The sequence below is a fragment of the Variovorax sp. OAS795 genome (assembly GCF_040546685.1).
Lineage (GTDB): Bacteria > Pseudomonadota > Gammaproteobacteria > Burkholderiales > Burkholderiaceae_C > Variovorax.
This window is the reverse complement of record NZ_JBEPOH010000001.1, coordinates 3,141,087-3,165,747: the sequence shown is the minus strand read 5'-3', so window position 1 is coordinate 3,165,747 and position 24,661 is coordinate 3,141,087. Positions and strand designations below refer to the sequence as shown.

The window sequence follows — 24,661 nt, the reverse complement described above, 5'->3', positions numbered from 1 at the left end:
CTGCCAAATATCCAGTGTTCTGGCTCCCCATGGCATCATGATCCCATGACGCCTCAAGATTGGACGTGGCCCTCCAAACCGACGACGGCCGATGAGTTCGAGCGAATGATGCTTTCGCTTGACGCTCACTTCGGTCACTGCAACATACCTGTCCCTCATCGAGATTTTCAAGCGATCACCATGGTCTCGAGGGCATTCGGGATCTCGGGCAATGTGATGCCTGCTCGTCACTCCCCTCGCCCTCCGTTCTGTCCAGAGGACATCTATCTTCGAATTGGCGACTGGTTCGAACTCGTCTATGGCGATCGCACGAAGGTTGATCCTTCTCCGGGAAGCATCGTCTTCGAGATGGCAGGAATCCACTGGCGGCTCCGGCTACCGCGCTACTACGGCACGTTGGAGTTTTTTGTGGACCGTAACTTGGCCCACCATGGCATTGCGCTTGGCCTGCATGGGCCGGCGACCCACAATTTGCTTTCGTCGATCGATTCGCTAACCCCCGCCTACGCGGCTCGACTCTCCGATCAAGACTGCAAGATCATTCAAGACACGTTCCTCTTGGGAGCAGACGCCATATATTGGCTCGACAAGGCCACTGGCAACGACCTGCTTCACCAAGCCCGGCAAGACTACAAGTCCAGCGTCAATGCTCTTTTGGAGAGGCAGGGGGCCAATCAAGCTCGCTGGGACACCGCACAATGCGCGGAGAAGGTCTTCAAGGGGCTACTCGCTCGCACTGGTCACGCCTATCCCAGGGACAAAGTCGGCCACAACATACCCGTGATCGGCAAGTTGGTCACGGAGAAACTTGGTGTGGTGCTCACGACCACGGCACTCGCAACCATCGACTGCAAGCCAGCTGTGCGGTATGGAGAAGTTGCAGTAAGTGCGTCCGACGCACTTCATGCCCACCATGCATTGCTCAAGGTGATCTCAGAGCTCTCCCAAGTGATTTCTCCTCAGCAACAGAGCGCGACCACCGGCACAAGACTCAAACCTTGAGCGGGCGCCCTGCTAGCTGAACTCATCATGCGAATTGGCCTACGCGAGTTCACAACCACTGGAGCCTAGGGTTTTGGCAGCGCGATTGGCTTACCTGAGATGAGCTCAACACCGTCGCGCGGAATGACCCGAGCGCGCTGCAGTCGCACATCAAAGATTGCGATATACGAAGGCGACCCCTCCAGCACAAACCCCGAGCCCAGTGCTTCGCCTCCCTTCTTAACTTCGACACACGGGTACTTAGACGTCTCGCAGCCCTTCTTGAACTCCGCAGCCTCCCGCTCGGCATGCGCTTTACCATTTGCTTCGCCTATGAGGGCAGGAGACACCAGCACGGCGGTCCAGATGAGGAGGACAACCGGGATGATCGCGGTAGCCAAGAAGGCACCTTGCAGGTATCGCACCAAGCGTTGACACCAGGCAGGACGCTTGGCCAGCCATTTCGGCAAGACGCCAGAGCTTGTGCCCGTTGGGGAAAGCAGAACGAAAAGATAGAGCGCAGTTGCGACCGTAGCGGCCACCCACCACCCTAGGTTTTGAACGATCGCAAGGAGAGCAAGCGCTGAGCGGTTCGCCAGACCGTGGTACCCGTTGATCAACAACCAATCAGTGGATTTGGGAAAAGCCCCAGCGTCGACACCCCAAAACTGGAGGTAGGCCCGATGTGATGACTCCCCCATGACATGGAGGGTGACAGCACCAACGGCCATGAGTGCCGTCGCGATACTTAGCGCGCTAGCCAAGGTCAAGCTGGCGGTGCGGACAGGCGATACAAATTCTTCTGCGGGCATCAGCTAAATGTAGCGCCGGCCTCGTCGGCCTGATGCTGTGCTGCGGGATCGGCAAATTCTCATGCGCCGGACATCCGCGCTCTGATGATGAAACACGTCGAGGAGCCTTGTAGCTGGGGCGATTTACGGCACTCGGAGATTGGCCTCGGCCAATCCACCGCAGCTTCGTCCGGCGGCGTCGATCCGCTCGTCGCTCCACAGATCGCGCGCTACATCTTCTAGGTCGCGAGGATCGACGGTATGCCACTGCTGCTGAAGACGCTGCGCGCAGGCGGCGATCCACGTTGATGAAGGAGCGCTTTGCATACTGGCATTCCATGCAAAATACTGTATATTTGTACAGCACAAAAGTGCTAGCCGCCTGACCTCCGAAGACCCCATGCCCGAGCCTCCCATCGAAGAAGAGATCGCCCAGATGGCGCGACGAGCAGGAGAGCTTGCCGCAGGCGAGCCACTCCGCCCGACATTGCTCGACTTCGCAGATCTGGTGTCGGGCCGCTGCGCGAGGATCGGGGACCTGTATGGCGACGTGGATCGAAACGCGGGCGACCACATCCGTGCAGTGATGCACGGGATTCCGGGCCTGCTGCCCAAGCCGCCCAAGGCCGACAGTGAGCTCCTATGAGAGTCAGGATGCGTCGCCGATACCGCGGCGGCACCTTGTTGAGCAAGCGGGAGTTTGTGGACCAGCCGTGGCTGTCCGGGATGCTGACGCTGCGGCCGGTGGAAGGACGGATGCAACTCGGCTTGTGGAGTTCGGGGCCCGGTGATGTAGCGCCGCCGATCGGCCTCCTGTGGCGGCCCGAGGTGGTCGCGTGCGCACTCGACACCATCAGCTTCGCGGGAACCGAACAAGTCGGCGGACGGTGGTGCTACCAGGTCTGGTACTGCGAGGTTCACAGCCTGCCTGGATCCCTTTCTCTGCAATTGCTTCAGAACGCTGTGAATTCGAACCATGACCCAAGCTGAACTTTTCGCCCCGAACGTGCAGGTCAAGGCGATCACTGCGGATCTAGCCACGCACGAGGAAGATGCACCATTCCGCTTCGAAGACGTCGAGCCCGTGCACCGGGTGACCTACAGGGTGCGCTTGGTGGACTACCCGGCCGTCGACGCGCTGAAGGTCGCGGAACAGCGCTTCCGGCGCGAGCTCGATCGGCAACTGGGCGATGACGTGGTACTCGCGCTCCGGGCTTTTCAGAACGCGAGCGAGTCTGGTGAAAGCGACCTTGCGAAGCACGAGGTGGCGCTGGCCAGCCGATGGATCAAGGCCTTCGACGCGGCCAGGACCGCAGGCTTCCGAGATCTGGGCGACACCAATGAGGCGTACTTCGAGGTGCGGCCAATCTGACAAGCGACAAGGGGCTATCTGCTTGCCTCCAAGCACCCGCGTCATCCTAGTCTTCGCGCCGGTTCAGTTGGTTGTTTGTTGTCCGCCAAATCCGCGCGGACATGTGGTCGCGCGCCGTCAGTTGCTCCGCTCCAAAATTCCGGTAAGGGTTCGGGGAAAGCCTGATCTTCCTAATCGACATGCCCAAACACCCCGCAAAGCCTTTATCCATGCGGGTTTCGGCTGTTTTGAGAAACCTGATTTTTTCCTAATCTGAACCTAACCAGATCAGGGTTGTCGACTCTGATCTTCCGGAAAACAAATCCCTATATAGATCAACAACTTAGGAAAAAATTAGGTTTCAGGTTAGGTCAGATCAGGGTGAAACCTAACCTGCTCAGCGCCAGGCGCCACGGGGGTTCGCGGCCGGTTTGGGACCCCCGATTAGGAAATCAGGCTTTCCCCGAACCCAAACCGGATTCGCCCCTCCGAGGGTCGGCCATTCCCCGGGACGAACCGGCAGAGAAACCGCTGCAAGAGGCGTCGATGAGCGTCATCTACGGAAGGGCGCCATCACGTTCGGCCTGGCAGATGCGCGCCGCACCCGAACTAGCGCGACGGTGCCGACGAAAGCAACACATCTAGCGCGCGGGCGGGGCGGGGTCTCGACCGCGCGCGGAAAACCAAACCGGATCGAGGCTGCGGCAGTGAACCAACGTCCGGCGATCGATGTCGAGGGCCAAGATTGTGTTGGTACTATCAACACGAGAGGAAGCACTCTTCAAGCCGCCCGCTCCCAGGCACGGCGGTGCTCACGTCCCACAACTCCCGACAAGAATGGCGTACACGACAGATATGAGAGCTGCAGCGCAAAGGCACTACGCAGATGGATGCAAGCTCCTAACCGACAAGCGCTTTGACAACGCCGGTTACCACTTTGGCCTGTCAGCAGAGTGTGCGATCAAGCAAAAGCTAACGGAGTTCGGCTTATTACAGGATGAAGAAGCAATGTGGAAACATTGGCCGAGTTTGAGAGGACTTGCACGAATTGCCATAAAGGGACGTCAAGCCTCTGCTGCGCGAAGCCTCTTGGCACGAGAAAGTTTCATGCAGTATTGGGAAATCGTGATGCGATACGCCCAAACCGGGTCGATCAGCGAAGCCCAGGCAGAGCGATGGAGATCGGATGCCAACGACGCACTAGGACTGCTCATATGACCGACCCAAAAGTTACGCCCCGCTTCGACACCAGTCTGGCCCTTTTCGCGGAAGCCATGGTTCAGATCCTTGGCCTCGAAACGGTCGAGAAAGGTTGGATACTGAGGAACTCAGAGGGCCACCTCACGTTCATTGCTTTGGAGCCCCTTCCAGACGACCTGTTGAAACGAGCAGCGGAAGCTGCGATCGCAGCGGCTGGTCCCTACTGTCTCGAAGATTTCGTGGTCACTGACGCACAAAGTCCTGGCGTTAGTGGACTAATAAAACGGAGCCGCCCTTACCGAGAAGCCGTATCTGTACTAGGGCAATCTCTCTACGTCAACCTGATCGACCAACGGATCGTTGGCGCCGACTGGTTGCTTGCACCGGCAAATTCCAGTCTTCCGACCCCTCGGTATGCCTTCGCGAGCATCAAAGGTGGAGTTGGTCGCACCACAGCGCTCGCGGTTGCAGCAACTCACTTCGCAGAGGCCGGCAAGAAGGTCTTGGTGATTGATTTGGACCTTGAGGCCCCCGGAATCGGTGCAATGATGCTTCCACCAAATGAACTGCCGGCGTACGGTCTTTTGGATGGCTATATCGAACGTTCGCTGGGCAATTTCGATGACAGCTTCCTTTTTGACATGATGGCACCCAGCCCTTTCGGCAAGGGCAAGGGACTTATCGATGTAGTGCCAGCCGTTGGAGCAACGGCCCAAGAGCATCCGGCCAACGTTTTGGCGAAGCTTGCGCGAGCCTATGTCGAATCATCTACAGCGGATGGAGCTTTGGCGAGTTTCTCTGATCAAACAAGATGGCTCGTCGATACGATCGCGGGATCAAAACAGTACGACGCCGTTCTGGTCGATGTGCGAGCCGGTCTGAATGAATCAACGGCTGCTGCGTTGCTGGGTTTGGGCGCGCAAGTCCTGCTGTTTGGCGAAGACACGCCGCAGACTTTTGCCGGGTACAGATACTTGTTAGCCCATCTCGCACGTTCGCCGCGCAACTTCCAGGACGACTGGCTCGTCCGGCTGAAGATGGTTCATGCGAAAGCCTCCCCTCTGGCCGAGCGCCAGCAGGCTTTCCGCGACCGGGCACACGACCTCTTTCGAGAGTTTCTTTATCGGGACATTCCACTCGGAGAGGACTCAAGCAGTCCTGTACTTGATCAATCAGGAGAAGGTGTGGTCACGATGCCAGAATTTTCTCTGGACGACGTTGAAGCGCCGCACTACGCAGTGCCGATCCTTCGAGACTCCAACTACTTTGAATTCGATCCGCTGTCTGCTCCGTCCCAACTTTCAGCCGCACTCTACGAGCGGACATACGCAGCGCTACTAGATAGGCTCATCCCCGCGTGAGTCCCGACAATATTAACGGCCTCAAGACATGATCGCTGAAGAAATCGACGAACTCCGAGCAGCGCTGTCGCGACTCACGCCTGCGCCAAGCCATGATGCAGTAAGTCCTCCGCAATTGCAGCAGATCTACACTCCAGAGGGTCACGAAGCTGCGTTGGATCCCGAACGGGTACTAGTGGTCGGAGGTCGAGGGACTGGTAAGAGTTTTTGGTCAGCAACGCTTCTGAACGACGACACGCGGACCTTCGTATCGCAAAGTTATCGACGCCTCAACCTCGACAAATGCAAGGTAGGCTTGGGCTTCGCCGGTGTTGATACGGACGCAAACGGCGCTCCCAGTCGAGAAGAGCTTGACGACCTTATCGAAACAGATGGGCATGAGCCAGAGAAGGTGTGGCGCGCCGTGTTCCTCCGAGCGGTGAGCCAATTCGTTCCGATGGGGCTTCCGACTATGCTTCGTGGCCCAGAAGGATTGGTCCATTGGGTTGAACAGGATGCCGCCCGAGCACAGCAGTACCTAAGGAAAGCCGACGAAGCGCTGCGCGTTGAAGGCGTCAGGGTCGTTGTCCTGTTCGACGCACTTGATCGTCTAGGAAGAGATTGGCAACAAATTCGTGAGCGAACGCGTGCTTTGCTGTTGGTGACGCTTGCCCTGCGCACGTATAAGTTCATCAAACCAAAAATCTTTCTACGTGTTGACCAAGCTGAAGACGCGGGCGTCGCGGCATTCCCTGATGCCTCCAAGCTTTTAAGCGCTGGAGCAAGAGTGGACTTGACGTGGGAGCATCGAGACCTGTTTGGTCTGCTTTACACGCTGCTGGCCAACGACGTGCATGCTGGCAACACATTCGTGAAGCTCGTGGAGCGCGCTACCTCGATTGCGATTCGCGACGTATTTCAGATCGGGCTACCTGCTGCTTTGAAAGATTCAGAATCGGCCCAAGCTCAAGTGTTCGTGGAACTAGCCGGCCCGTACATGGGTGCCAGCGCATCTAAAGGCCGAACTTATACGTGGCTGCATAAACACCTCGCAGATGCATACAACAGAGTAAGTCCTCGAACATTCTTGGAAGCGGTTAGGCAGGCGTCCCTTTATCGAAGTTCCACCGCAGACGCGGGCTTCGCCATTTCTCCTGCCGGGCTTCGGGCCGGAATCCAAGCCGCTTCGGAGCTCAGGCTCCGACAGCTCAAGGAGGAATACAACTGGATTGACAGCGTGATTGAGCCTCTCGCCGACCAGCAGGTACCCTGCCGTGCGGAAGATCTGTACTCACGTTGGCAGGAGTCGGGCACCATTGCAGATATTTCGCACTCGCAAGGGCAGTATCTTGAGCCTATTGAATTCAGCGAAGGTGACAGCAATCAACCTGCAGCAATTTTGAAGGCATTGCTTCGAATCGGAGTGGCAGAGCGCCGAGCAGACGGACGAATCAACATCCCGGACATATACCGAGTTGCAGCAAAAATGCTCCGCAAGGGTGGGGTGCGGCCTAAGCGATAGGCTTGCCGTAGTTTTTGAATGTTGATCAACAGTTCGTGCGATCCGGAACGATGGTCAGGCACCGCCCACGCTGTGGGTGATAAAGCTCGGGTGTAAGTTGAGCCTAGAGAAGGTCTCGCGTATCTCGAAGGGTCATTCAGGAGCGTCGCTTTGCGCTGGCGAAGGTCGCTCATCTTTTTCATGAACTCACGGTGCGGCAGCCGCCTCACCCGTCGGCACCTCGTAGTCCGTAAACCGCACCACCTCCTCCCCCATCCACTCATTGATCTCCCGAAACCTGTCCTGCAGCGGCTTGATCTCGTTGCGCGCGAAGACCTGAGCCGCGGGCAGCACGGCGCCGAAGCCGCCCGTGTTGCTCGGCACGATGCCCATCAGCTGCGGCGGGACGCGATGGGCGGCGAGCACGTCGTCGCGGCTCACGTTCTTGATGTTGAAGAACTCGTCCTTGGCAGCCACTTCGCTGACCGGGATCAGCTGCACACCGTCCTTCTTTCCGTTCGGCGAGTAGAGGAACAGGTTGCGGAAGTTGCCTGGCCCCTTGCTCTCCTTGAGCGCGGTGCGCATGGCATCGATGTCGTCCTGCTGTTGCGCAGGATCGCTGATGTACAGGATGAAGCCGGCGTGGCTGCCGTTGTTGTAGTAGCGGCGGCGGAACAGCGTGGCGCTCTCGTTCAGCCAGGCCGACTGCAGCGCACTTAGGTACTCCGGCAGGCCGTACACCTCCTGGTTGATGTCCGCCTCACGCATGTGGAACACACTGCCGGCCTTGAACTCGTGCTCGTCCTTCCACCCGCGCACGAAGAAATAGGTGTCCAGGTCGGCGCCGCGGCGCATGTACTTCGCGAGCGCGTGTTTCAGGCCCACGGCGCGGCGCGTCATCGAGTCGCGCCGCTCGAGGTACGCGTTGCCGAAGATCAGAAAATCCAGCGCATAGGCACTGAAGGTCGCCCGGTCGAACAACTTGTGCGGCACGAAGGTGCTCAACAGGATGTTGCGCTTGAAGTAGATCGAGCTGCTGTGGTGCGTGCTGGCGCGGAAGGAGCGCGCCAGGCCTTCCAGGCTGATCGGCGGCTCGTACCAGCGGCCGTTCATCCAGCACTCGATGTAGTCGAGCAGCTCGCGCCGGTCCATCACCGGCGTCGGGTCGCCGAAGCTGAAGGCTTCCATCCGAGCCGGGTTGTTGGCGGGGGTAGTCGTCGTGTCCATCAGGAAATCTCCATGAAGCCGCTGTTGGCGGCGTTGAGGCCCTCGAGAGGCTCGTTGTCGAGGGCATGCATGCAGGCCCATGCGAGGTCGGCGTGGCCGGTCTCCTCATTCCGGCCGGCGTCGAAGGTGACGTTCCGGCCGCTGGCCGTGAGCGTTCGCCGGATAGCGAGGAAGGCGTGCGCCAGGTCCGTCCAGCCGGCGTCGAACTCGAGGCGCCCTTTGCCGATGACGTTCTTCGCCTTGAGCACCAGGCGCGTCTTCACTTCCACCGAATAGTTGATCGACTTCGCCGCGGGAAAGAACTTGGTCACGAGCTGGTAGACGCCCTGCCCCAACCCGGTCGTGTCCACGCCGATGAACGTGACGTTGTAGCGAAGCGTGATCTGCCGGATCGCTTCCGCCTGCGCTTCGAAGTCGAGCCCGCGCCACTGGTGGCGCTCGAGCACGCGGAACTTGCCGCCGGGCTTCTCGGGCGGCGCCAACACCACGCAGCCGGCCGTGTCGCCGGTGTGCGAAGGGTCGTAGCCCACCCACACCGGGCGGTAGCCGTACGGGCGCGCGGTGAACGGCTTGTAGAACTCGGCCCAGTCCACCCATGAATCGACCATGCAGCCCTGCAGCTCCGACATGGGGAACACCGACTGCGTGTCGTCGATGAACTCGCACATCAGCAGGTTGGCAAACTCGTCCGAGTTGTACTCGAGCCGCAGCTCGTCGATGTCGAACAGGTCGCAGCCGCCCGCCTCCGCGTCCAGGATCGTGACGATGTTGCGCCACACCTTGTCTTCGCCCGTGAAGCCGCCGGCGAGCCGGTCGTGCGACAGATCCAGCAGCACGCGCTGGTCCTTCGGCCGGCGCTTGTTGAAGCGGTCCCCGTTCCAGTAGGCAAAGGCCGCATGCTGGATCGAGCTGGGCGTGCTGAAGTAGGTCTTGCGCCACTGCTTGTGCATCGCCATGCCGCTCGCAACCTTGTTCAGCTCCTCGAAGCGGTGCGTCCAGAAGAATTCGTCGAAGTAGAAGTTGCCGTGGTAGCCCTGCGCCGTGCGCGCATTGGTGCCGAGGAAGTACAGGTGCGCGCCGTTTGCCAGGATGATCGGATCGCCGGCCAGGTCGACCCCGCAGGCCTCGTGCGCGAACTGCACGATGTACTGCTTGAAGATGTGCGCCTGCGCCTTGCTCGCGCTGAGGAAAATCTGGTTGCGGCCCGTCTTGATCGCATCCAGCAAGGCCTCGCGGGCGAAGTACCAGGTAGCGCCGATCTGCCGGCTCTTGAGCACCATGCGCGTGCGCTCGTGGCTGTTGCGGAACCAGACCTTCTGGTGGCCGAAAAGCGAGTCGCGGAAGGCCTCCTCGAGCTGGGCCGCCTGCTCGTCATTGACGTCATTGCGCGAAGGCCGCTTCTTCGGCCCGGCATTGCGCCGGTCGATGTTCGGATTGAGGTCCGCTTCCTTGCCGGTCTTCTCGTACTTGTGGACCCGTGCGAGCCGCTCGATCTGCCGGCCGAGCAGGTCGATCTCCTTGAAGTCGCCGCCGGTCTTCGGCTCTTTCGCGATCAGCTGCACCAGCCGGGTTTCAAGTGCCCCTTCGACGCGCTCGATGGGTTGCGCCTTGTCCCATTGCTCGGCATCCTTCCACCCGTGCAAAGTCGTCCGGGGTTCTCCAAGGAACTCCGCGATGGACGAAATCCGCCACCCTTGCCAATAGAGGTGGCGTGCAGTCCGGCGCCTTTCGGCGACCGGCGCCACGGGCGTATCTGAGTCGGCATGGCTTGAAGACATGGCCCGAGGCTATGGGCGGGGGCGCTGCGGCGCGCCTCTTCGCCGGGCGCTTTCACTTGTAGACCGCAGCTCTACAAGCGAAACGCGTTGAGCCGCGCGGGCGCTGGGCCGACCATCGGTCCCAACGCATCCCGCACCTCAACCTACCCGCACACCACCATGGCTAAAAAGTCCAAGATGTTCCGCGTCGCCACCGAAGGCGCCACCACCGATGGCCGCCGCATCGAGCGCTCGTGGATCGAGCAGATGGCCAGGAACTTCGATCCGAAGAAATACGGCGCCCGTGTGTGGCTGGAGCACATGCGCGGCATCTACCCTGACAGCTCGTTCAAAGCCTATGGCGACGTGCTCTCCGTCGAAGCGCGTGCGGTCGAAGACGGCAAGCTCGCGCTGTTCACCGAGATCGCCCCGCTGCCCGACCTGGTCGCGATGACCACCCGGGACAAGCAGAAGATCTACACCTCAATCGAGGTGAACCCCAAGTTTGCCGACACCGGCGAGGCCTACCTGGTGGGCCTTGCCGTGACCGACAGCCCCGCGAGCCTCGGCACCGAAGTGCTGAGCTTCGCCGCGAAGAACCCGGCTGCCAACCCCTTCGCCAGCCGCAAGACCTCGCCCGACAGCCTGTTCTCCGAGGCGGTCGAGGTCGCGCTCGAATTCGAAGACGAGGCGCAGGACAACACGCTGATCGATCGCGTGAAAGGCTTCGGCGATTCGTTCAAGAAGAAGTTCGCCGGCTTCACCCGGAAGACCGACGACACGGTGAGCGAGCTGCTCGGCGTGGTCGAGGAAGTCGGCGGCGCAGTGAGCGAGCTCGCGCAGCGCCACGGCGCCGATGCGAAGGGCCTTGCCGACCTGCGGAAAAGCTTCGCCACGCTGGAAACCGAGCACAAGGCACTGAAGGCGAAGTTCGAAACCATCGACACCACCGACGCCGGCCAGCACACCCAGCGCCCTCCCGCCACGGGTGGCGACCCGAAGCAGCAGAAAACGGACTGCTGATCGCCGCCGCCGAGCCACGCCCCACATTCGCACCACCCCGGAGCCCTCATGCAAAACGCCACCCGCCTCGTCTACAACAACCTGCTGATTCGACTCGGCGAACTCAACAACGTGCCCTCGGCGCGCGAGCAGTTCGCCGTCGAGCCGTCGGTGCAGCAGACGCTCGAAACCAAGATCCAGGAATCCAGCGAGTTCCTCAAGCTGATCAACATCATCGGCGTGAAGGAGATGAAGGGCGACAAGCTCGGGCTGGGCGTGAGCGGCCCCATCGCCAGCCGGACCAACACCGATGTCGCCGATCGCGATCCCCGTTCGGTCGAGACGCTCGACCAGAAGGGCTACGAGTGCAAGAAGACCAACTACGACACCTTCATCAAGTACGCCACGCTCGATGCCTGGGCGAAGTTCGCTGATTTCCAGACCCGCGTGCGTGACCTGATCCTCAAGCGCTCGGCGCTCGATCGCATCATGATTGGCTTCAACGGCACCAGCGCTGCCGCGACGACCAACCTCGCGCTGAACCCGCTGTTGCAGGACGTCAACATCGGCTGGCTGCAGCACATCCGCGAAGACGCCCCTGCGCGCGTCCTGGACGACGGCGCCGTCGACGGCAAGGTCACTGTGGGCGAAGGCGGCGACTACAAGAACCTCGATGCGCTGGTCTACGACGCCTACAACACCCTGCTGGATCCGTGGTTCCGCAATGACGGTGCACTGGTCGCGATCGTCGGACGCAACCTCATGCACGACAAGCTGTTCCCGCTCGTCAGCGATCCCACCGCCCCGACCGAAATGCTCGCCGCCGACATCGTGCGCAGCCAGCGCCGCCTCGGCGGCCTGCCGGGCGTCACCGTGCCGTACTTTCCCGAGAACAAGGTGCTGATCACGCGCATGGACAACCTGTCGCTCTACTGGCAGGAGTCGGCGCGGCGCCGCAAGCTCGAGGACAACGCCAAGCGCGACCGCATCGAGAACTACGAATCGAGCAACGACGCGTTCGTGGTCGAAGACTACGGCCTCGCCTGCCTGGTCGAGAACATCGAAGTCCTCGGCTGACCGCCATGCGCCAGACCCCCGCCCAGCGCCACCTCGAGCGAAAGCTCGCCGTCCTCGCGGTTGCCGCGGCGCCGGCGGGCGGCCAGCTCGAGGGCAGCGCCTACGAACTCATGCTGGTGCAGCTTGCCGAGCACCGCCGCCGCCTCAAGGACATCCAGTCCATCGAACGGAAGATCGAAGCCAAGCGCCAGTTCCTGCCCGACTACGACGCATGGATCGACGGTGCGCTGGAGGCCGGCAACGGCGCGCAGGACCAGATCTTCACCACCGTGCTGGTCTGGCACATCGACGCCGGCAACTACCGGCGCGCGCTGCAGATGGCGCCCTATGCCATCAAGCACGCCCTGCAGATGCCGGACCAGTACGACCGGAGCCTGGGCACCGTGCTGATCGATGAATTCGGCGCCGCGGCACTGGGCGGCAAGATGACCATCGAGGAGGCCCGCGAGCTGCTGCCGCATGTGCTGGAACAGACCGCAGAGCTCGACGCGCCCGACCAGGCCCGCGCCAAGCTGCACAAGGCCATGGGCTACGCGCTGATCGGCAAGACCGGCCCTGCGGACGTCGACTACGACACGGTGCCGCTGCCCGCCGTCAAGGCCGGCCTCGACCAGCTGCAGCGCGCCCTCGGCCTGTTCGACCAGGTCGGCGTGAAAAAAGACATCGAGCGCCTGGAGCGTCGGCTGAAGAATGCCGCGCCCCCGTCGCCGTAACGATTCCGGACCCCGGAACCCCGGCGGCTCGGGCTGATTCCTGTAGGCCCCCGGCTTCCATGGACGAAGCCCGATCACCGCCACCTATTCCTCCGCGCACCAGCCCACCCCATGAGCTTTCTCGCCAACCCGCCCACGCCGACCGCGACCGAAGAGCAACAGCTGGAGAACGACGGCTGGTTTCCGGCCATCGACCTGGCGAAGCTGCGCGCCACGGCGCGGCTGGACGGCACCGTGACGCCCGAGCGGCTGCGCTACAGCGCGCTCACCGCGGTGCTCGGCATCAATGCGGAGTTGGCCGCCTACAAGAGCGCGCAACAGTTGCTCGGCCATGCCAACCTGGCGGCCGTGCCCGCGCCCGGCATCGACGGCCAGAGCGCGCAGACCGCGCGCTACCTGCGCGCCGTCTACAGCAGCGTGCAGGCCGATCTCATCGAGCACTACCGCGACTTCGACACCACCGGCGCTGGCGACAAGGTGGCCGAGAAACTGGCGCTGCGCACCGGCGAGCTGCGGCGGGATGTGCGCTGGGCGGTGTCCGACCTGCTCGGCATTCGCCGCACCACCGTGGAGCTCATCTGATGAAGGCGCGCGCCATGCAGGGCGACACGCTCGATCTGCTGTGCTGGCGCGCGCTCGGCACCAGCGACATCGTGGAGGCCACCTACCTGCTCAACCCCGGGCTGGCAGACCACGGGCCCGTGCTGCCCACCGGCCTGCTGGTCGACCTGGCAGCGCCGGCTGCCGCCACTACCACCCGCCCGACCGTGAGCCTTTGGGACTGACCACATGCAAGACTGGCTCAAGAAACTCTTCACTGAACCCCACACCTTCGGGATCATCCTTTCCAGCGCGCTGGTCGGCCTGTTCGCCGGCCTCGCGCAGGGCGTCGTCGAGAAGCGCCATGGCGGCTGGGGTGGATTCGTGCGCGCCCTTCTCACCGGCGTTGCCGTCGCGGTGATCGTCGGCCTCGGCATCCAGGGCTTCGTGGCCTCCGAGACGCTGCGCCTGGCCATCGTCGGCGCCTGCGCGGTGATCAGCGAAGACATCTGGATGGGCCTGCGTGCGCTGGGCGGCGCGATGCGCAACGACCCGCTGGGTTTTGCGGTGCGCCTGCTGGACGCTGTCCGCGGCCGCGACCATGCCCGCGTGCCGCCCAGCCCCGACCTTGCGCCGCGGCCCGACGAAGGGAGCAAACCATGATGTGGGCCCTTGCCGTGCTGCTCGGCCTGGCCGCGCTGCTGCAGCTCGCCGTGCAGCTCGCACCGGACATCCACGATGCGCCACTGCGCGGCAAGGCCCGCAGGATCAAGATCGCCGCGCTGTCGCTGCTGTGCGGCTACTTCGGCTGGGCGGCCTTCCTCGGCCACCGCGAACACCCATGGCTGCTGCTTGCGCTGGTCCTGGCCTGCCTGGCCGAGCTGGGGTTCGCGATCAACCGGCTCTTTCCCGCAGAAAACAACCGCCTGCGCGGCGCAAGGGAGGCTCGCCATGAATGAACACCTCAGCATGGGCCCCGACGGCCATGCCGTTGCGCGCTACTTCGAGGATTGCAAGCTGCGCGCCTACCCGGATCCCGGCTCGCCGCTGTTCGCGGCGCTGCGCAGGGCGGGCGTCGATCCCTTCGCGCTCATATCGGTGCCTTCGGCGTTCGCGCATCTGAGCGGCGCGCCCTGGACCATCGGCCGCGGCGACACTGGCCCCGGTGTCGTGCCCGGCCTCGTCATCGGCCAGGCCGAGGCAGACCGGCGCTATGCCCGCCGCATGGCGAGCGAATTCGAACCGGCCGTGCGGTGCGCCGTCGACGTGCCGCTGACGCAGCGCCAGTTTGATGCGCTGGTTTCCATCTTCTACAACGGCGGGGCCAGCGCGCTGGGCAAGTCGACACTGGTACGGCTGCTCAACGGCGGTGACCACGATGGCGCCGCCGCGGAGTTCCCGCGCTGGAACAAGTCACGCGGCAAGGTCATGAAAGGCCTCCAGCGCCGGCGCGAAGCCGAGCGGCTGCTGTTCCTCGGCGCCGAGGCGCAGAGCGCCATCGCCGCTGCATTGGCAAAGTTCCCATGAGCACGCTGCTGAAGGCACTGCCCTACCTGTTGTCGGTCGCTGCCGCGCTTGCATGGACCGCGCTGGCGTATCACCTGGGCGGCGAATCCCGGGGCGATGAGGTGCGCCTGCAATGGCAGTCCGAGCGTGCAGGCAATGCGCGCGCCGTCCTCAACGCGCTCGAGCGCACCCTCGACGCCGAGCGCGGCCTCGGCGAAACCCTTGCCGCGCACGATGCGCGGCATCAGAAGGAGTTGGAACGTGTCCAGTCTCAAAAGCAGCTTCTCGAGCACCAGCTTGGCACTGGTGCTGTGCGCGTGTCAGTCCCCGCCCGGCCTGCCGCCTGTCGCGCCGTCATCGCTTCAGATCCCGCCCCTGCCGGCGACCCTCAGCAAGCGCGAGCCGAACTTGACCCGGCGTTTGCGGCAGCTCTGGCAGGAATCACCAGTGACGGCGACAGCGCCATTGCCGACCTCAACGCCTGCATCGACCGCTACAACGCTGTCCGAGACGCAGCCGCCGCCCTGAGCCATGCGCAAGCCCGCTAGCCTGCGCGCGCACCTCACGGCCGCCACGCCCGAACTGCGGCGCGACCCGGACAAGATCAGCATCTTCGTGCGCGAAGGCCGCATCGTCGCCGCTGGCGCCGAGTCGCTGTCGTTCGAATACAGCTACACCGTCAACGTGGTGCTGCTCGACTACGCCGGCGACGCCAACGCCCTCATGGTGCCGCTGCTCGCCTGGCTGCGCATCAACCAGATCGAGATCTTCGAGAACACGGCGCTGCGGCAGAAGTCGATCCGCTTCGATGTCGAGCCGCTCAACAAAGAGACGGCGGATATCTCGATCGAGGTCGACCTCACCGAGCCCGTCGTCGTGGCGGCCGGCGCCGACCCGGCGTCGCCAGAGACGACGAAGCGCTACACGGTGAGCAGCCCGGCCGAGCCGGCGCGCGTCGGTGCGCTCACGGCCGCCGAGCACTGGGAGGTCTGGTTCCGCGGCGAGCTGCTCGCGGACTGGGACTTTCCGGCGACGGAACCATGAAGCACGGCGATCCGCTCAGCGCCCTCGAGGACTGGGTAGCGCCGCTCCTCAACAAGCTCGCGCCGGCCGAACGGCGCGCCCTCGCCCGCCAGGTCGGCCAGGCGCTGAGGCGCAGCCAGGCGGAGCGCATCGCGGCGCAGCAGAACCCGGACGGCAGCGCCTATGCGGCGCGCAAGCCGAGCAAGGCGCGGCAGCAGAAGGGGCGGATTCGCCGCACCATGTTCGAGAAGATGCGGACGGCGCGGCATATGCGGATGCACGCCGACGAAGATGCGGTCACCCTTGGCTTCCTGAGCCGAACATCGCGCATTGCGCGCGTGCACCAAGAAGGGCTGAGCGACCGCGTAGAAGCGGGCGGTCCAGAGTACCGCTACCCGCGACGCGAACTGCTCGGCTTCTCTGACGCGGAACGTGCATCCATTAAGGATCTGCTGCTGGACAGACTAAACAGCTGAGTGTTGACCCGCGCTTGTCTCATGCTTGCGGGTGCGGCTCCGCATTCGTTGGCTCGACGTCACCCTTGGCGTAATCGAGTTGCTGAGGGCTCATGTGGATTGAAAGCTCTGAAAGTAGTTGCTTCATCGCCTCCTCGAACTCCGGCTTTAACCGCATCTTCGCATCAAGCAAACCGGGAGTTTCTTCAGCGGCCTTTCTCTCCGGTTTGGTCCTTATGTCCTTGGCAGGGATACATGCAAAATGGAACAGAGGGAACTCGACGCGCAAGGCTTCGGCCTCCGCGACCTTATCGCCATCGAGTAACCCCGCGACTTTCGCGAATCCCAGTGCTTTCAGCACACGGCAGAAGTGCGCAATGTTGCTAGCACCGCCAGCACCCCAACCAAAAAAGTTACCCGCTATTGTCTGATTCAACTGCTCGGCAACTATGGGATAGAAAAGTACGTCCTCTTGCCCCTCGGTGAGGATGATGCGGTCCTCTTGGAAGAAGAGCTCCTTGGCATCCAGGCCGAAAACATGAGGGTTGTTCAGGTTACGTTCGGAAAGTTTTTCCAGCGAAACTTTCGCCTCGTCGGTCAATTGAAAAATCTTCGTTCCAGACTCGCCCGTTATGACTCTTGCCAAGTGCCCTCCATTGCGAAGCGCTCCGAGGTCGATGAAGTAAGGCGAGTGAGTTGATACGACGATTTGCCTATCTTTGGAAAATCTGTTCAGCAACGCCGACACTCGTTTTTGCAAGCTGGGATGCAGAGAAAGTTCGGGTTCATCGATGCCGATTACGTCACCTGGTTTTGAATCGTAGAGCGAATCAACGATTGCAAATACGCTAATGATTCCCTCGCCCATCCCGTCACTAGAGTGCGCGCGCTCACCATTGAAAAACTTCAAAAAATACTGGCCTTGGTCTGATTGATCCATCGTCCAGGTTGGTTCGAATCCCAAGGCCTCGCTGAGCAGAGAATTGAACGCTGCTGGGTCTTTCAAAGTGTTGAAAAGCCGATACTCGAATCCCGTGAGAACCGATGATCTTTGCGGTGGCAACGGTGTACTCGCAAGGTATGTCTCCCGCGACCACTCACTCTTTCCAAAATATGGATGGAATGCTCTTCGTGAAGGAAGAACAAAAACTTGAAACGATTGATCGACACCAACCTTGATAGATTCGCTAGAGCCCTTTGCAATCGACCTAATTGACTCTTCCTGTCCCTTGACCGTGTACTTGATCTCTATCGCCTGGACATCTGCATTTCTCGTTCCGGCAGTGAAGCTAACCGGCACAGTCCCGGTACGTGCTCGCAAACATTCGAGGATGCAAGACTTTCCAGAATTGTTTGCGCCCGTCAGCAGCGTCAGCCCGCTCCCAGCGCGGCCATCCGGTACAGCGAAGTCGAGTGCTCCGCGCTCCTTGAATCCACGATAGCCAAGGATTTCGATCCGATTCAAAGCCATTAAATTCTGGGCTCCTAAGATAGTTAGACGCTGCGAGGGACACGGTGCCGGACGTGTTCTTGATGAAGGAAAGGCACGATCGCTGCCAGTTGAATGTAGCTGCACTCGGGCATTTGCTTTGCAGCAGCCTCTCAACCTTTTCTCATACCGCAGTCACCGTCGGCCAAACTTCGCTTGTACAACGCCCTTCTACAAAGCGGATCAAGTGCAGCCCGCGCGGCCCCTCGGCACCATCGGTGCATGGTCAGTCAAGGCTCCAGCAACGCTGAATTGGTTCGCTGCATCGAGAACATCGTGCGGGCGGGCACCATCGCCCAGGTGGATCATGGGGCGGCTCGCTGCCGCGTCAAATCCGGCGGGCTCGACACCGACTGGCTACCGTGGATCTCGATGCGCGCGGGTGATGTGCGGCGCTGGTCGCCGCCCTCCGCCGGCGAGCAATGCGTGGTGTTCTCGCCCGGCGGAAACATGGCTTCGGCCTTCGTGCTGGTCGGCGTCTTCAGCGATTCCATCCCGGCGAATGGCGACACGGGCGATGTGGAGCGCACCACGTATCCCGATGGCGCGGTCATCGAATACGACCACGCCGCGCATGCCCTGACGGCCACGCTGCCGGGCGGCGGCACCGCAGATATCACGGTGCCCGATTCGGTCACCGTGCACTGCAAGACCGCCGACGTGACTGCCAGCGAGAGCGCCACGGTGCACTCGCAGCAGATCACCCTCGATGCGCCGATGACCATTGCCACCGGGCAGCTGCTGGTGCAGGGCCTGCTCACCTACACGGCCGGCATGGCCGGCTCGGGCGCCGGGCCGGGCGGCAAGACCGCGCAGATCGACGGCGACATGGAGTTCGTCAACGGCCACGGCCTGGCCACGGATGGCGGTGACATCGTTGCCGGCAACATCAGCCTGCTGAGCCACAGAACCTCCGGCGTGGTCAAGGGCGGCGACACCAGCGACGGGCCGGTGCCATGAGCGGGATGAGCCGGCTCACCGGCAAGCCGCTGGACGCCATCGAACACCTGCGCCAGAGCATCGCCGACATCCTTGGTACGCCGATCGGCAGCAGACTCATGCGGCGCACCTATGGCAGCCAGTTGCCTGAGCTGATCGACCAGCCCGACAACGGCGCCACGCGCGTGCGCGCCTACTCGGCGGTTGCCGGCGCGCTGATGAAGTGGGAGCCACGCCTGCGCCTTTCGCGCGTGCAGCTCTCCAGCGGCACGCGGCCCGGCCAGGTGGTGCTCGATCTGTCGGGCGTCTACACGCCGCCCGGCTTGGCCGCGAGCGTGCTTTCGTTGCGCGTGCCGGTGCAGATGAGGGCCGCCGCATGACCATCGACATTTCGCAGCTGCCCGCGCCGCAGGTGATCGAGCCGCTGGACTACGAGACGATCTACCAGCGCAAGCTGGCGGAGTTCCAGGCGGCGTGCCCGGACTTCACGCTAGCGCTCGAGTCCGACCCCGCGGTGAAGCTGCTGGAGGTCATCGCGTACCAGGAGCTCGTCATGCGCCAGCGCATCAACGACGCGGCCAAGGCATGCATGCTGGCCTATGCGGTCGGCGCCGACCTGGACAACCAGGCGGCCAACCTCGGCGTGACCCGCCTGGTAGTGACGCCGGCCAACCCCGATGTGGTGCCTCCGGTCGCAGCAGTGATGGAAAGCGACGATCGCTTGCGCGAGCGCGCCCAGATGGCGTTCGAAGGGCTGACCACGGCCGGCCCGATCGAGAGCTACCGCTTCCATGCCATGACGGCGAACGCGCATGTGGCCGATGCCGGCGTCGACAGCCCGCTGCCGGGGTCGGTGCGCGTGTCCATCCTGGGAGACAACGCGTCCGGCGTCCCCGACGAAGCATTGCTTTCCGTGGTGCGCAACGCGCTCAACCAGGAGAAGATCCGCCCGCTGTGCGACCTGGTCACGGTGCAGTCCGCGCAGATCCTCGCGTCGCCGATCGTGGCCGTGCTCCATCGAAGGAACGGCCCTGCCGGAGAAGTCGCCGCGGCAGCCGGCCGCACCGCCCTTGACAGGTGGCTGCTGCAGATCCGCCGGCTCGGCGCCGGCCTGGCGCGCTCGGGCATCGACGCCGCGCTGCACCAGCCCGGCATCGACCGCGTCGCGCTGATCGCACCGCCTGCCGACGTGCTCTGCGATCGCACGCAGTGGGTGCGCATCGAGAGCATCACGATCACCGAAGAGGTGAGCAATGAGTGACGCGCGGCTGCTGCCGCCCAACCGCACGGCGCTCGAATCGGCCATTGCATCCGTTTCCGCGTTAATGCTGGACACCTCGGGCCTGCGCCATCTGTGGAGCGCACGCCAGTGCCTGCCGGCGGCGCTGCCGTGGCTCTCGTGGGCCCTGACCGTGGAAGGCTGGAGCGACGCACGCAGCGACGATGCGCGCCGCGCCGTGATCCTCGACAGCATCAACATCCATCGCCACAAGGGCACGCCCTGGGCCATCCGCGCGCTGATTCGCGCCATCGGCTTCGGCGAGGTGACCATCATCGAGCGCGTCGGCGGGCGCACCCACAACGGCGCCATCAACCGGAACGGCGAGTTTCCGCACGCCTCCCTCGCAGCGACCTGGGCCACCTACAAGATCGTGCTGGAGCGCCCCATCACCAACGTACAGGCCGAGCGCCTGCGCAAGCTCCTGCCCGCCGTGGCGCCCGCGCGCTGCCACCTGGTCGGCCTGCGCTACGCCAGCGTCGCCAACAGCCACAACGGCGCCACGCGACGCGACGGCGCCTACAACCACGGAAGCGCCTGACATGGCCAGCCTCAATGAAACCGACCTCTGGGAGCCGGGCATCTACCAGCTCGAGGAAGACGATCCGGTGCTTGGCGGCCCGCAGGGCATCGACAACCTGGCACCGCGCCAGCTTGCGAGCCGCAGCCGCTACCAAAGACTGCGCAGCGTCACGCCGTGGGACATTGCGCTCCCCTATCCCGAGGGCGCGTATGCCGCGCACGGCGGCAAGACGTGGAGAAGCCTGGCTCCAAGCACCGGCGTGCAGCCCGGAAGCGATGCGACCAAATGGGAACGCTGGGGCTTCACGGCCAGTGAGATGGGCGCGGAGATCTCGGCGCATGAAGCGAAGGAAGACCCCCACACCCAGTACGTGAAGGTCGCTGGCGACGAGATGCAGGGGCCGCTTCTCCTGCAGGCACCCGCCCAGTTCGATCAGTCGGCGCAGGCGGCAACCGCGGCGCACGTACAGCGCGCACTCGGCAGCAACGCCGGCTTCCGCCTCATCGCCGTCTCGACCGCATTGACCCACGCCGACATCGGAAAGATGGTGGCCTGCAGCAGCCTGGCCAATCCGGTCGTGGTCACCCTTCCGCCCGTTGCAGGCCTGCCGCCCGGTGCGGTCGTCGAGATCTCGGCCCTTGCCGGCACCTTGGGGGTGACGATCCAGCCCGCCGGCGCCGAGCGGATCTACTTCGTCGGCAACACGCCCGCCGTCACGCCGGTGATGCGCTTTGGCGACACGGCCCGGCTGCTGTGGACGGGCTTCGAATGGGACATCGTCGGCGGTTCGCTGCAGCTCAAGTACTCCGCCCCCTTCGGCGCGCAGCTCAGCGCATCGTGGTACCAGCTGAACCCCAGCGGGCTGCTTGTGCAAGGCGGTACCGCGACCACGACTTCCTCGGGCGTCACCGTCAATTTTCCGGTGGCGTTTCCGGGTGCGGTGCTCGGCGTCAACCTGACGGTCATCACCAACAGCGGCGCCGGGGCGTTTGCGACCTCGTTCCCGCCAGCGCTGACGGGCATGTACGTCCAGGGCTGGTCGACCAATGCAACTCAGATCGCCACCACCGTCAGCTGGACCGCCTGGGGTAAATGAACGTGCCGATCTTTTTCTCTCCTTCCTTCCTGTCGTTCTACGACAGCGCCATCAACCCCGTCATCCCGAACGATGCGCAGGAGGTTTCTGCCGAGGTGCGCGATTCGGTTCTCTCGAAGACCCACAGCGGCAACTTCGTGCTCGCGTACGACGCCAGCGGCGCGCCAGTTGCCGCGCTCCCGGCGCCGCTGACGCTGGAAGCCACCAGACAGGCGCTCACCGCGGAAGCGACGGCCACACGATGGGAGATCGAGACGAACGGGATCACGCTCGCCAACGGGCTCGTGTTCAAGACAGGCGTCGAGCATCGAACCCGCGTCGACCAGGTCATTTCGGACATGGAAACCGAAGGTGAACTGGACGTCGACTTCAAGGCCGCATCCGGCTGGGTCACGCTCGCGCTCACCGACGTCAAGGAACTGCGGCGCGCCATGTCCCGGCATGTGCGGGGCTGCTTCACCGCAGAACGTCAGCACCACGAAGCCATTGCAGCGCTGAAAACGATGGCCGACGCGCACTCGTACGACCTTTCGGCCGGCTGGCCGGATCCGGGAGCCGCCGCCGGCTCGCCCGAAACCTGAACTCATTTCTCCAGGAGCTCTCCCCATGTCCCTCATCGACTACCACCACGGCGTCCGCGTCCTCGAAATCACCGAGGGCACGCGGCCGATCCGCACCATCCAGACCTCGATCATCGGACTGGTGGCGACCGGGCCCGACGCCGACCCGGCCACCTTTCCGCTCAACACCCCGGTGCTGATCACCAACGTGTACAGCGCCCTGGCCAAGGCCGGCACGGGTGGCACGCTGGCTCGCACGCTGCAGGCCATTGCCGACCAGGCCCGCCCGATCACGGTGGTGGTTCGGGTCGAACAAGGTGCGGACCAGGACGCGACCACCACCAACGTGCTGGGCGGCGTGAACGCGCAGGGCCAGTACACGGGCATGAAGGCCCTGCTGGCCTCGCAGGCCAAGCTGGGCATCAAGCCGCGCATCCTCGGCGCGCCCGGGCTGGATACGCAGCCCGTGGCGGCTGGGCTGGCCGCCATCGCGCAGCAGCTGCGCGCCTTCGCCTACGTGAGCTGCTGGGAGTGCGAAAAGATCGAGGAAGCCACGGAATACCGCGACCAGTTCGGCGCGCGCGAGCTGATGGTGATCTACCCCGACTTCCAGAGCTGGGACAGCATGTCCAACTCGAAGACCGCCGTGCCGGCCGCGGCCTATGCCCTGGGCCTTCGCTCCAAGATCGACAACGAGACCGGCTGGCACAAGACGCTGTCGAACGTGTCGGTGAATGGCGTGCTCGGGATCTCCAAAGACATCTACTGGGACCTGCAGGACCCGAACACCGACGCCGGCGTGCTGAATGCCGCCGACGTGACCACGCTGATCAACAGCAACGGCTACCGCTTCTGGGGTTCGCGCACCTGCAGCGACGAGCCGCTGTTCGCTTTCGAGTCGGCCACGCGCACTGCGCAGGTGCTGGCCGACAGCATCGCGGAGGCGCACATGTGGGCCGTGGACAAGCCGATGCATCCGAGCATCGTCAAAGACATCATCGAAGGCGTGAACGCCAAGTTCCGCGAGCTCAAGGCCGGCGGCTACCTGCTCGACGGCTCGGCCTGGTACGACGAGGAGATCAACCAGAAGGAGACGCTCAAGAGCGGCAAGCTGGTGATCGACTACGACTACACGCCCATTCCCCCGATCGAAGACCTGGCCTTTCGCCAGCGCATCACCGACCGCTACTTTGCCGACTTTGCGGCCCGCGTGGCGGCCTCCTGAGCGCGGCGCGGCCGAACACACCCTGATTCACCGAGGAACACACCATGTCCCTGCCCCGCAAGCTCAAGAACTACACGCTCTTCAACGACGGCCGCGCCTACCTCGGCGAAGTGCCCGAGGTGACGCTGCCCAAGCTCACCCGCAAGACCGAGGATTACCGCGCCGGCGGCATGAACGGCCCCATCAACGAAGACCTGGGCATGGAAGGGCTGGAACTGCAATGGACCGCCGCCGGCTACATCCGCGACCTGCTGGGCCAGTGGGGGGCGGCCAGGCACGACCAGATCCTTCTGCGCTTTGCCGGCGCCCTGCAGGACTCCACCACCGGCAACGTGAGCGCGCTGGAGATCGTGGTGCGTGGCCGCCATACCGAGATCGACTCCGGCACCGCCAAGGCTGGCGAGCTCACCGAGATCAAGGTGACGACCGCCTGCAGTTACTACAAGCTCAGCATCGACGGCGCCACGGTGATCGAGATCGACTTCGTGAACATGGTCGAGACGGTGAACGGCACCGACCTGATGGCCGACATTCGCGCCGCCATCGGCCTGTAGGCCCGGCCAGCGCACCGCACCCCTTCCCCCAACCTGACCCCCCGCCAGCACCATGACCGACACGACCATCACCGACGACAACACCATCACGCTCGATACGCCCATCCGCCGCGGGGAAACCGTCATCGACAGGATCACCCTGCGCAAGCCCAAGTCCGGCGAGCTGCGCGGCGTGTCGCTCACCGACCTGCTGCAGATGGACGTGAACGCGCTGTGCACGGTGCTCCCGCGCATCAGCTCACCCATGGTGCTCAAGCAGGAGGCCGGCGACCTCGATCCCGCCGACCTGGTACAGATCGGAACGCGGGTGGCCGCTTTTTTGTTGACGAAGGCCGCGATGGCGTCCGTCTCCCCGAGCGCGTAGAGGCGGCCATGGCGGACCTGGCCGTGGTCTTTCACTGGGCCCCGGCCGACATGGACGCCTTTTCGCTCGAGGAGCTCATGCAGTGGCGCGAGCGCGCCCGAGAACGCACCGAACCGCAGGATTAGCCACCATGGGCCACCGTGCTCTCCACCGCCCTTCCCCGCCGCC

Annotated in this window: 31 protein-coding genes; 27 read left to right on the top strand and 4 right to left on the bottom strand. The window is 63.2% G+C overall.

Translation table 11 applies throughout. The annotated features are described in order from the left end of the window. Positions 1–45: 45 nt before the first annotated feature. Positions 46–1,002 carry a HEPN domain-containing protein gene (locus tag ABID97_RS15295; protein ID WP_354399299.1) on the top strand — a complete coding sequence of 319 codons (957 nt, stop codon included), beginning with the start codon at positions 46–48 and terminating at the stop codon, positions 1,000–1,002. Between the two features lie 65 nt (positions 1,003–1,067). On the opposite strand, the gene ABID97_RS15290 is transcribed toward ABID97_RS15295, so the two are convergent. Beyond that, a complete protein-coding gene (locus tag ABID97_RS15290; RefSeq protein WP_354399298.1) occupies positions 1,068–1,793 on the bottom strand; it encodes a hypothetical protein in 726 nt (241 codons plus the stop codon). A gap of 379 nt (positions 1,794–2,172) precedes the next feature. On the opposite strand from ABID97_RS15290, the gene ABID97_RS15285 reads away from it, so the two are divergent. From ABID97_RS15285 to ABID97_RS15265, 5 genes are all read left to right on the top strand, one after another. Beyond that, positions 2,173–2,418, top strand: a complete 246-nt coding sequence (locus tag ABID97_RS15285) for a hypothetical protein (RefSeq protein ID WP_354399297.1) — start codon at positions 2,173–2,175, stop codon at positions 2,416–2,418. An 8-nt stretch (positions 2,419–2,426) separates the two neighbouring features. Next, positions 2,427–2,762 carry a hypothetical protein gene (locus ABID97_RS15280; protein ID WP_354399296.1) on the top strand — a complete coding sequence of 112 codons (336 nt, stop codon included), beginning with the start codon at positions 2,427–2,429 and terminating at the stop codon, positions 2,760–2,762. Continuing rightward, positions 2,749–3,144 (top strand): hypothetical protein, encoded by a 396-nt coding sequence (locus tag ABID97_RS15275; RefSeq protein ID WP_354399295.1) that lies wholly within the window; start codon positions 2,749–2,751, stop codon positions 3,142–3,144. Before ABID97_RS15280 ends, ABID97_RS15275 begins: the two co-directional genes overlap by 14 nt. A 1,193-nt stretch (positions 3,145–4,337) precedes the next feature. Beyond that, complete coding sequence (locus tag ABID97_RS15270) at positions 4,338–5,684, top strand: ParA family protein (RefSeq protein ID WP_354399294.1); 1,347 nt, start codon at positions 4,338–4,340, stop codon at positions 5,682–5,684. Between the two features lie 28 nt (positions 5,685–5,712). Then, entirely contained in the window at positions 5,713–7,185 is a 1,473-nt protein-coding gene (locus ABID97_RS15265) for a hypothetical protein (RefSeq protein WP_354399293.1), read from the top strand. A 186-nt stretch (positions 7,186–7,371) separates the two neighbouring features. Here the strand turns inward: ABID97_RS15265 and ABID97_RS15260 are convergent, their stop codons facing one another. Both ABID97_RS15260 and ABID97_RS15255 read right to left on the bottom strand, forming a co-directional pair. Beyond that, on the bottom strand, positions 7,372–8,391 hold the full coding sequence (locus ABID97_RS15260) for a phage portal protein (RefSeq protein ID WP_354399292.1): 1,020 nt from the start codon (positions 8,389–8,391) through the stop codon (positions 7,372–7,374). Continuing rightward, positions 8,391–10,169, bottom strand: coding sequence for a terminase ATPase subunit family protein (locus tag ABID97_RS15255; protein ID WP_354399291.1), 1,779 nt, complete (start codon positions 10,167–10,169; stop codon positions 8,391–8,393). The genes ABID97_RS15260 and ABID97_RS15255 overlap by 1 nt, the downstream gene beginning before the upstream one ends. A 159-nt stretch (positions 10,170–10,328) precedes the next feature. On the opposite strand from ABID97_RS15255, the gene ABID97_RS15250 reads away from it, so the two are divergent. The 11 genes from ABID97_RS15250 (at position 10,329) to ABID97_RS15200 (ending at position 16,485) form a co-directional block, all read left to right on the top strand. Continuing rightward, positions 10,329–11,171 (top strand): GPO family capsid scaffolding protein, encoded by an 843-nt coding sequence (locus ABID97_RS15250; protein WP_354399290.1) that lies wholly within the window; start codon positions 10,329–10,331, stop codon positions 11,169–11,171. 48 nt (positions 11,172–11,219) lie between these two features. Next, positions 11,220–12,227: a phage major capsid protein, P2 family gene (locus tag ABID97_RS15245; protein WP_354399289.1), complete on the top strand. Its 1,008-nt coding sequence runs from the start codon at positions 11,220–11,222 to the stop codon at positions 12,225–12,227. A 5-nt stretch (positions 12,228–12,232) separates the two neighbouring features. After that, a complete protein-coding gene (gpM, locus tag ABID97_RS15240) occupies positions 12,233–12,940 on the top strand; it encodes a phage terminase small subunit (RefSeq protein WP_354399288.1) in 708 nt (235 codons plus the stop codon). Positions 12,941–13,051: 111 nt separating this feature from the next. Next, positions 13,052–13,522: a head completion/stabilization protein gene (locus ABID97_RS15235; RefSeq protein WP_354399287.1), complete on the top strand. Its 471-nt coding sequence runs from the start codon at positions 13,052–13,054 to the stop codon at positions 13,520–13,522. Then, entirely contained in the window at positions 13,522–13,725 is a 204-nt protein-coding gene (locus tag ABID97_RS15230) for a tail protein X (protein ID WP_354399286.1), read from the top strand. The genes ABID97_RS15235 and ABID97_RS15230 overlap by 1 nt, the downstream gene beginning before the upstream one ends. A 4-nt stretch (positions 13,726–13,729) precedes the next feature. After that, positions 13,730–14,143 carry a hypothetical protein gene (locus ABID97_RS15225; RefSeq protein WP_354399285.1) on the top strand — a complete coding sequence of 138 codons (414 nt, stop codon included), beginning with the start codon at positions 13,730–13,732 and terminating at the stop codon, positions 14,141–14,143. Beyond that, entirely contained in the window at positions 14,140–14,439 is a 300-nt protein-coding gene (locus tag ABID97_RS15220) for a hypothetical protein (protein WP_354399284.1), read from the top strand. The genes ABID97_RS15225 and ABID97_RS15220 overlap by 4 nt, the downstream gene beginning before the upstream one ends. Beyond that, a complete protein-coding gene (locus ABID97_RS15215; protein WP_354399283.1) occupies positions 14,432–15,007 on the top strand; it encodes a lysozyme in 576 nt (191 codons plus the stop codon). Before ABID97_RS15220 ends, ABID97_RS15215 begins: the two co-directional genes overlap by 8 nt. After that, positions 15,004–15,534 carry a lysis system spanin subunit gene (locus tag ABID97_RS15210; RefSeq protein WP_354399282.1) on the top strand — a complete coding sequence of 177 codons (531 nt, stop codon included), beginning with the start codon at positions 15,004–15,006 and terminating at the stop codon, positions 15,532–15,534. Before ABID97_RS15215 ends, ABID97_RS15210 begins: the two co-directional genes overlap by 4 nt. After that, positions 15,518–16,030 (top strand): phage tail protein, encoded by a 513-nt coding sequence (locus ABID97_RS15205; RefSeq protein WP_354399281.1) that lies wholly within the window; start codon positions 15,518–15,520, stop codon positions 16,028–16,030. The genes ABID97_RS15210 and ABID97_RS15205 overlap by 17 nt, the downstream gene beginning before the upstream one ends. Beyond that, positions 16,027–16,485, top strand: a complete 459-nt coding sequence (locus tag ABID97_RS15200) for a phage virion morphogenesis protein (RefSeq protein ID WP_354399280.1) — start codon at positions 16,027–16,029, stop codon at positions 16,483–16,485. The genes ABID97_RS15205 and ABID97_RS15200 overlap by 4 nt, the downstream gene beginning before the upstream one ends. A 19-nt stretch (positions 16,486–16,504) precedes the next feature. Here the strand turns inward: ABID97_RS15200 and ABID97_RS15195 are convergent, their stop codons facing one another. Beyond that, the gene (locus tag ABID97_RS15195; RefSeq protein ID WP_354399279.1) at positions 16,505–17,935 is read right to left on the bottom strand and encodes an ATP-dependent nuclease; all 1,431 of its coding nucleotides are present in this window, start codon (positions 17,933–17,935) and stop codon (positions 16,505–16,507) included. 240 nt (positions 17,936–18,175) lie between these two features. Here ABID97_RS15195 and ABID97_RS15190 point away from each other — a divergent pair, with 240 nt between their 5' ends. The 10 genes from ABID97_RS15190 to ABID97_RS15145 are packed head-to-tail and all read left to right on the top strand — an operon-like array spanning position 18,176 to position 24,618. Next, the gene (locus tag ABID97_RS15190; protein ID WP_354399278.1) at positions 18,176–18,913 is read left to right on the top strand and encodes a phage baseplate assembly protein V; all 738 of its coding nucleotides are present in this window, start codon (positions 18,176–18,178) and stop codon (positions 18,911–18,913) included. Further along, complete coding sequence (locus ABID97_RS15185; RefSeq protein ID WP_354399277.1) at positions 18,910–19,272, top strand: GPW/gp25 family protein; 363 nt, start codon at positions 18,910–18,912, stop codon at positions 19,270–19,272. The genes ABID97_RS15190 and ABID97_RS15185 overlap by 4 nt, the downstream gene beginning before the upstream one ends. Next, on the top strand, positions 19,269–20,153 hold the full coding sequence (locus ABID97_RS15180) for a baseplate assembly protein (RefSeq protein ID WP_354399276.1): 885 nt from the start codon (positions 19,269–19,271) through the stop codon (positions 20,151–20,153). Before ABID97_RS15185 ends, ABID97_RS15180 begins: the two co-directional genes overlap by 4 nt. Next, a complete protein-coding gene (locus tag ABID97_RS15175; RefSeq protein WP_354399275.1) occupies positions 20,146–20,712 on the top strand; it encodes a phage tail protein I in 567 nt (188 codons plus the stop codon). Before ABID97_RS15180 ends, ABID97_RS15175 begins: the two co-directional genes overlap by 8 nt. A 1-nt stretch (position 20,713) precedes the next feature. Next, a complete protein-coding gene (locus ABID97_RS15170; protein WP_354399274.1) occupies positions 20,714–21,790 on the top strand; it encodes a gp53-like domain-containing protein in 1,077 nt (358 codons plus the stop codon). Continuing rightward, complete coding sequence (locus ABID97_RS15165; protein ID WP_354399273.1) at positions 21,787–22,371, top strand: DUF4376 domain-containing protein; 585 nt, start codon at positions 21,787–21,789, stop codon at positions 22,369–22,371. Before ABID97_RS15170 ends, ABID97_RS15165 begins: the two co-directional genes overlap by 4 nt. A gap of 25 nt (positions 22,372–22,396) precedes the next feature. Further along, the gene (locus tag ABID97_RS15160; RefSeq protein WP_354399272.1) at positions 22,397–23,575 is read left to right on the top strand and encodes a phage tail sheath protein; all 1,179 of its coding nucleotides are present in this window, start codon (positions 22,397–22,399) and stop codon (positions 23,573–23,575) included. Positions 23,576–23,619: 44 nt separating this feature from the next. Next, positions 23,620–24,129 carry a phage major tail tube protein gene (locus ABID97_RS15155; RefSeq protein WP_354399271.1) on the top strand — a complete coding sequence of 170 codons (510 nt, stop codon included), beginning with the start codon at positions 23,620–23,622 and terminating at the stop codon, positions 24,127–24,129. A 52-nt stretch (positions 24,130–24,181) separates the two neighbouring features. Then, positions 24,182–24,493: a phage tail assembly protein gene (locus tag ABID97_RS15150; protein WP_354399270.1), complete on the top strand. Its 312-nt coding sequence runs from the start codon at positions 24,182–24,184 to the stop codon at positions 24,491–24,493. Positions 24,494–24,501: 8 nt separating this feature from the next. After that, positions 24,502–24,618: a GpE family phage tail protein gene (locus ABID97_RS15145; protein ID WP_093019185.1), complete on the top strand. Its 117-nt coding sequence runs from the start codon at positions 24,502–24,504 to the stop codon at positions 24,616–24,618. Positions 24,619–24,661: the final 43 nt, after the last annotated feature.

Coding starts and splice junctions, on each gene's coding strand:
- ABID97_RS15295 (WP_354399299.1), top strand. CDS start 46: ATGACGCCTCAAGATTGGACGTGGCCCTCCAAACCGACGACGGCCGAT.
- ABID97_RS15290 (WP_354399298.1), bottom strand. CDS start 1,793: ATGCCCGCAGAAGAATTTGTATCGCCTGTCCGCACCGCCAGCTTGACC.
- ABID97_RS15285 (WP_354399297.1), top strand. CDS start 2,173: ATGCCCGAGCCTCCCATCGAAGAAGAGATCGCCCAGATGGCGCGACGA.
- ABID97_RS15280 (WP_354399296.1), top strand. CDS start 2,427: ATGCGTCGCCGATACCGCGGCGGCACCTTGTTGAGCAAGCGGGAGTTT.
- ABID97_RS15275 (WP_354399295.1), top strand. CDS start 2,749: ATGACCCAAGCTGAACTTTTCGCCCCGAACGTGCAGGTCAAGGCGATC.
- ABID97_RS15270 (WP_354399294.1), top strand. CDS start 4,338: ATGACCGACCCAAAAGTTACGCCCCGCTTCGACACCAGTCTGGCCCTT.
- ABID97_RS15265 (WP_354399293.1), top strand. CDS start 5,713: ATGATCGCTGAAGAAATCGACGAACTCCGAGCAGCGCTGTCGCGACTC.
- ABID97_RS15260 (WP_354399292.1), bottom strand. CDS start 8,391: ATGGACACGACGACTACCCCCGCCAACAACCCGGCTCGGATGGAAGCC.
- ABID97_RS15255 (WP_354399291.1), bottom strand. CDS start 10,169: ATGTCTTCAAGCCATGCCGACTCAGATACGCCCGTGGCGCCGGTCGCC.
- ABID97_RS15250 (WP_354399290.1), top strand. CDS start 10,329: ATGGCTAAAAAGTCCAAGATGTTCCGCGTCGCCACCGAAGGCGCCACC.
- ABID97_RS15245 (WP_354399289.1), top strand. CDS start 11,220: ATGCAAAACGCCACCCGCCTCGTCTACAACAACCTGCTGATTCGACTC.
- gpM (WP_354399288.1), top strand. CDS start 12,233: ATGCGCCAGACCCCCGCCCAGCGCCACCTCGAGCGAAAGCTCGCCGTC.
- ABID97_RS15235 (WP_354399287.1), top strand. CDS start 13,052: ATGAGCTTTCTCGCCAACCCGCCCACGCCGACCGCGACCGAAGAGCAA.
- ABID97_RS15230 (WP_354399286.1), top strand. CDS start 13,522: ATGAAGGCGCGCGCCATGCAGGGCGACACGCTCGATCTGCTGTGCTGG.
- ABID97_RS15225 (WP_354399285.1), top strand. CDS start 13,730: ATGCAAGACTGGCTCAAGAAACTCTTCACTGAACCCCACACCTTCGGG.
- ABID97_RS15220 (WP_354399284.1), top strand. CDS start 14,140: ATGATGTGGGCCCTTGCCGTGCTGCTCGGCCTGGCCGCGCTGCTGCAG.
- ABID97_RS15215 (WP_354399283.1), top strand. CDS start 14,432: ATGAATGAACACCTCAGCATGGGCCCCGACGGCCATGCCGTTGCGCGC.
- ABID97_RS15210 (WP_354399282.1), top strand. CDS start 15,004: ATGAGCACGCTGCTGAAGGCACTGCCCTACCTGTTGTCGGTCGCTGCC.
- ABID97_RS15205 (WP_354399281.1), top strand. CDS start 15,518: ATGCGCAAGCCCGCTAGCCTGCGCGCGCACCTCACGGCCGCCACGCCC.
- ABID97_RS15200 (WP_354399280.1), top strand. CDS start 16,027: ATGAAGCACGGCGATCCGCTCAGCGCCCTCGAGGACTGGGTAGCGCCG.
- ABID97_RS15195 (WP_354399279.1), bottom strand. CDS start 17,935: ATGGCTTTGAATCGGATCGAAATCCTTGGCTATCGTGGATTCAAGGAG.
- ABID97_RS15190 (WP_354399278.1), top strand. CDS start 18,176: ATGGTCAGTCAAGGCTCCAGCAACGCTGAATTGGTTCGCTGCATCGAG.
- ABID97_RS15185 (WP_354399277.1), top strand. CDS start 18,910: ATGAGCGGGATGAGCCGGCTCACCGGCAAGCCGCTGGACGCCATCGAA.
- ABID97_RS15180 (WP_354399276.1), top strand. CDS start 19,269: ATGACCATCGACATTTCGCAGCTGCCCGCGCCGCAGGTGATCGAGCCG.
- ABID97_RS15175 (WP_354399275.1), top strand. CDS start 20,146: ATGAGTGACGCGCGGCTGCTGCCGCCCAACCGCACGGCGCTCGAATCG.
- ABID97_RS15170 (WP_354399274.1), top strand. CDS start 20,714: ATGGCCAGCCTCAATGAAACCGACCTCTGGGAGCCGGGCATCTACCAG.
- ABID97_RS15165 (WP_354399273.1), top strand. CDS start 21,787: ATGAACGTGCCGATCTTTTTCTCTCCTTCCTTCCTGTCGTTCTACGAC.
- ABID97_RS15160 (WP_354399272.1), top strand. CDS start 22,397: ATGTCCCTCATCGACTACCACCACGGCGTCCGCGTCCTCGAAATCACC.
- ABID97_RS15155 (WP_354399271.1), top strand. CDS start 23,620: ATGTCCCTGCCCCGCAAGCTCAAGAACTACACGCTCTTCAACGACGGC.
- ABID97_RS15150 (WP_354399270.1), top strand. CDS start 24,182: ATGACCGACACGACCATCACCGACGACAACACCATCACGCTCGATACG.
- ABID97_RS15145 (WP_093019185.1), top strand. CDS start 24,502: ATGGCGGACCTGGCCGTGGTCTTTCACTGGGCCCCGGCCGACATGGAC.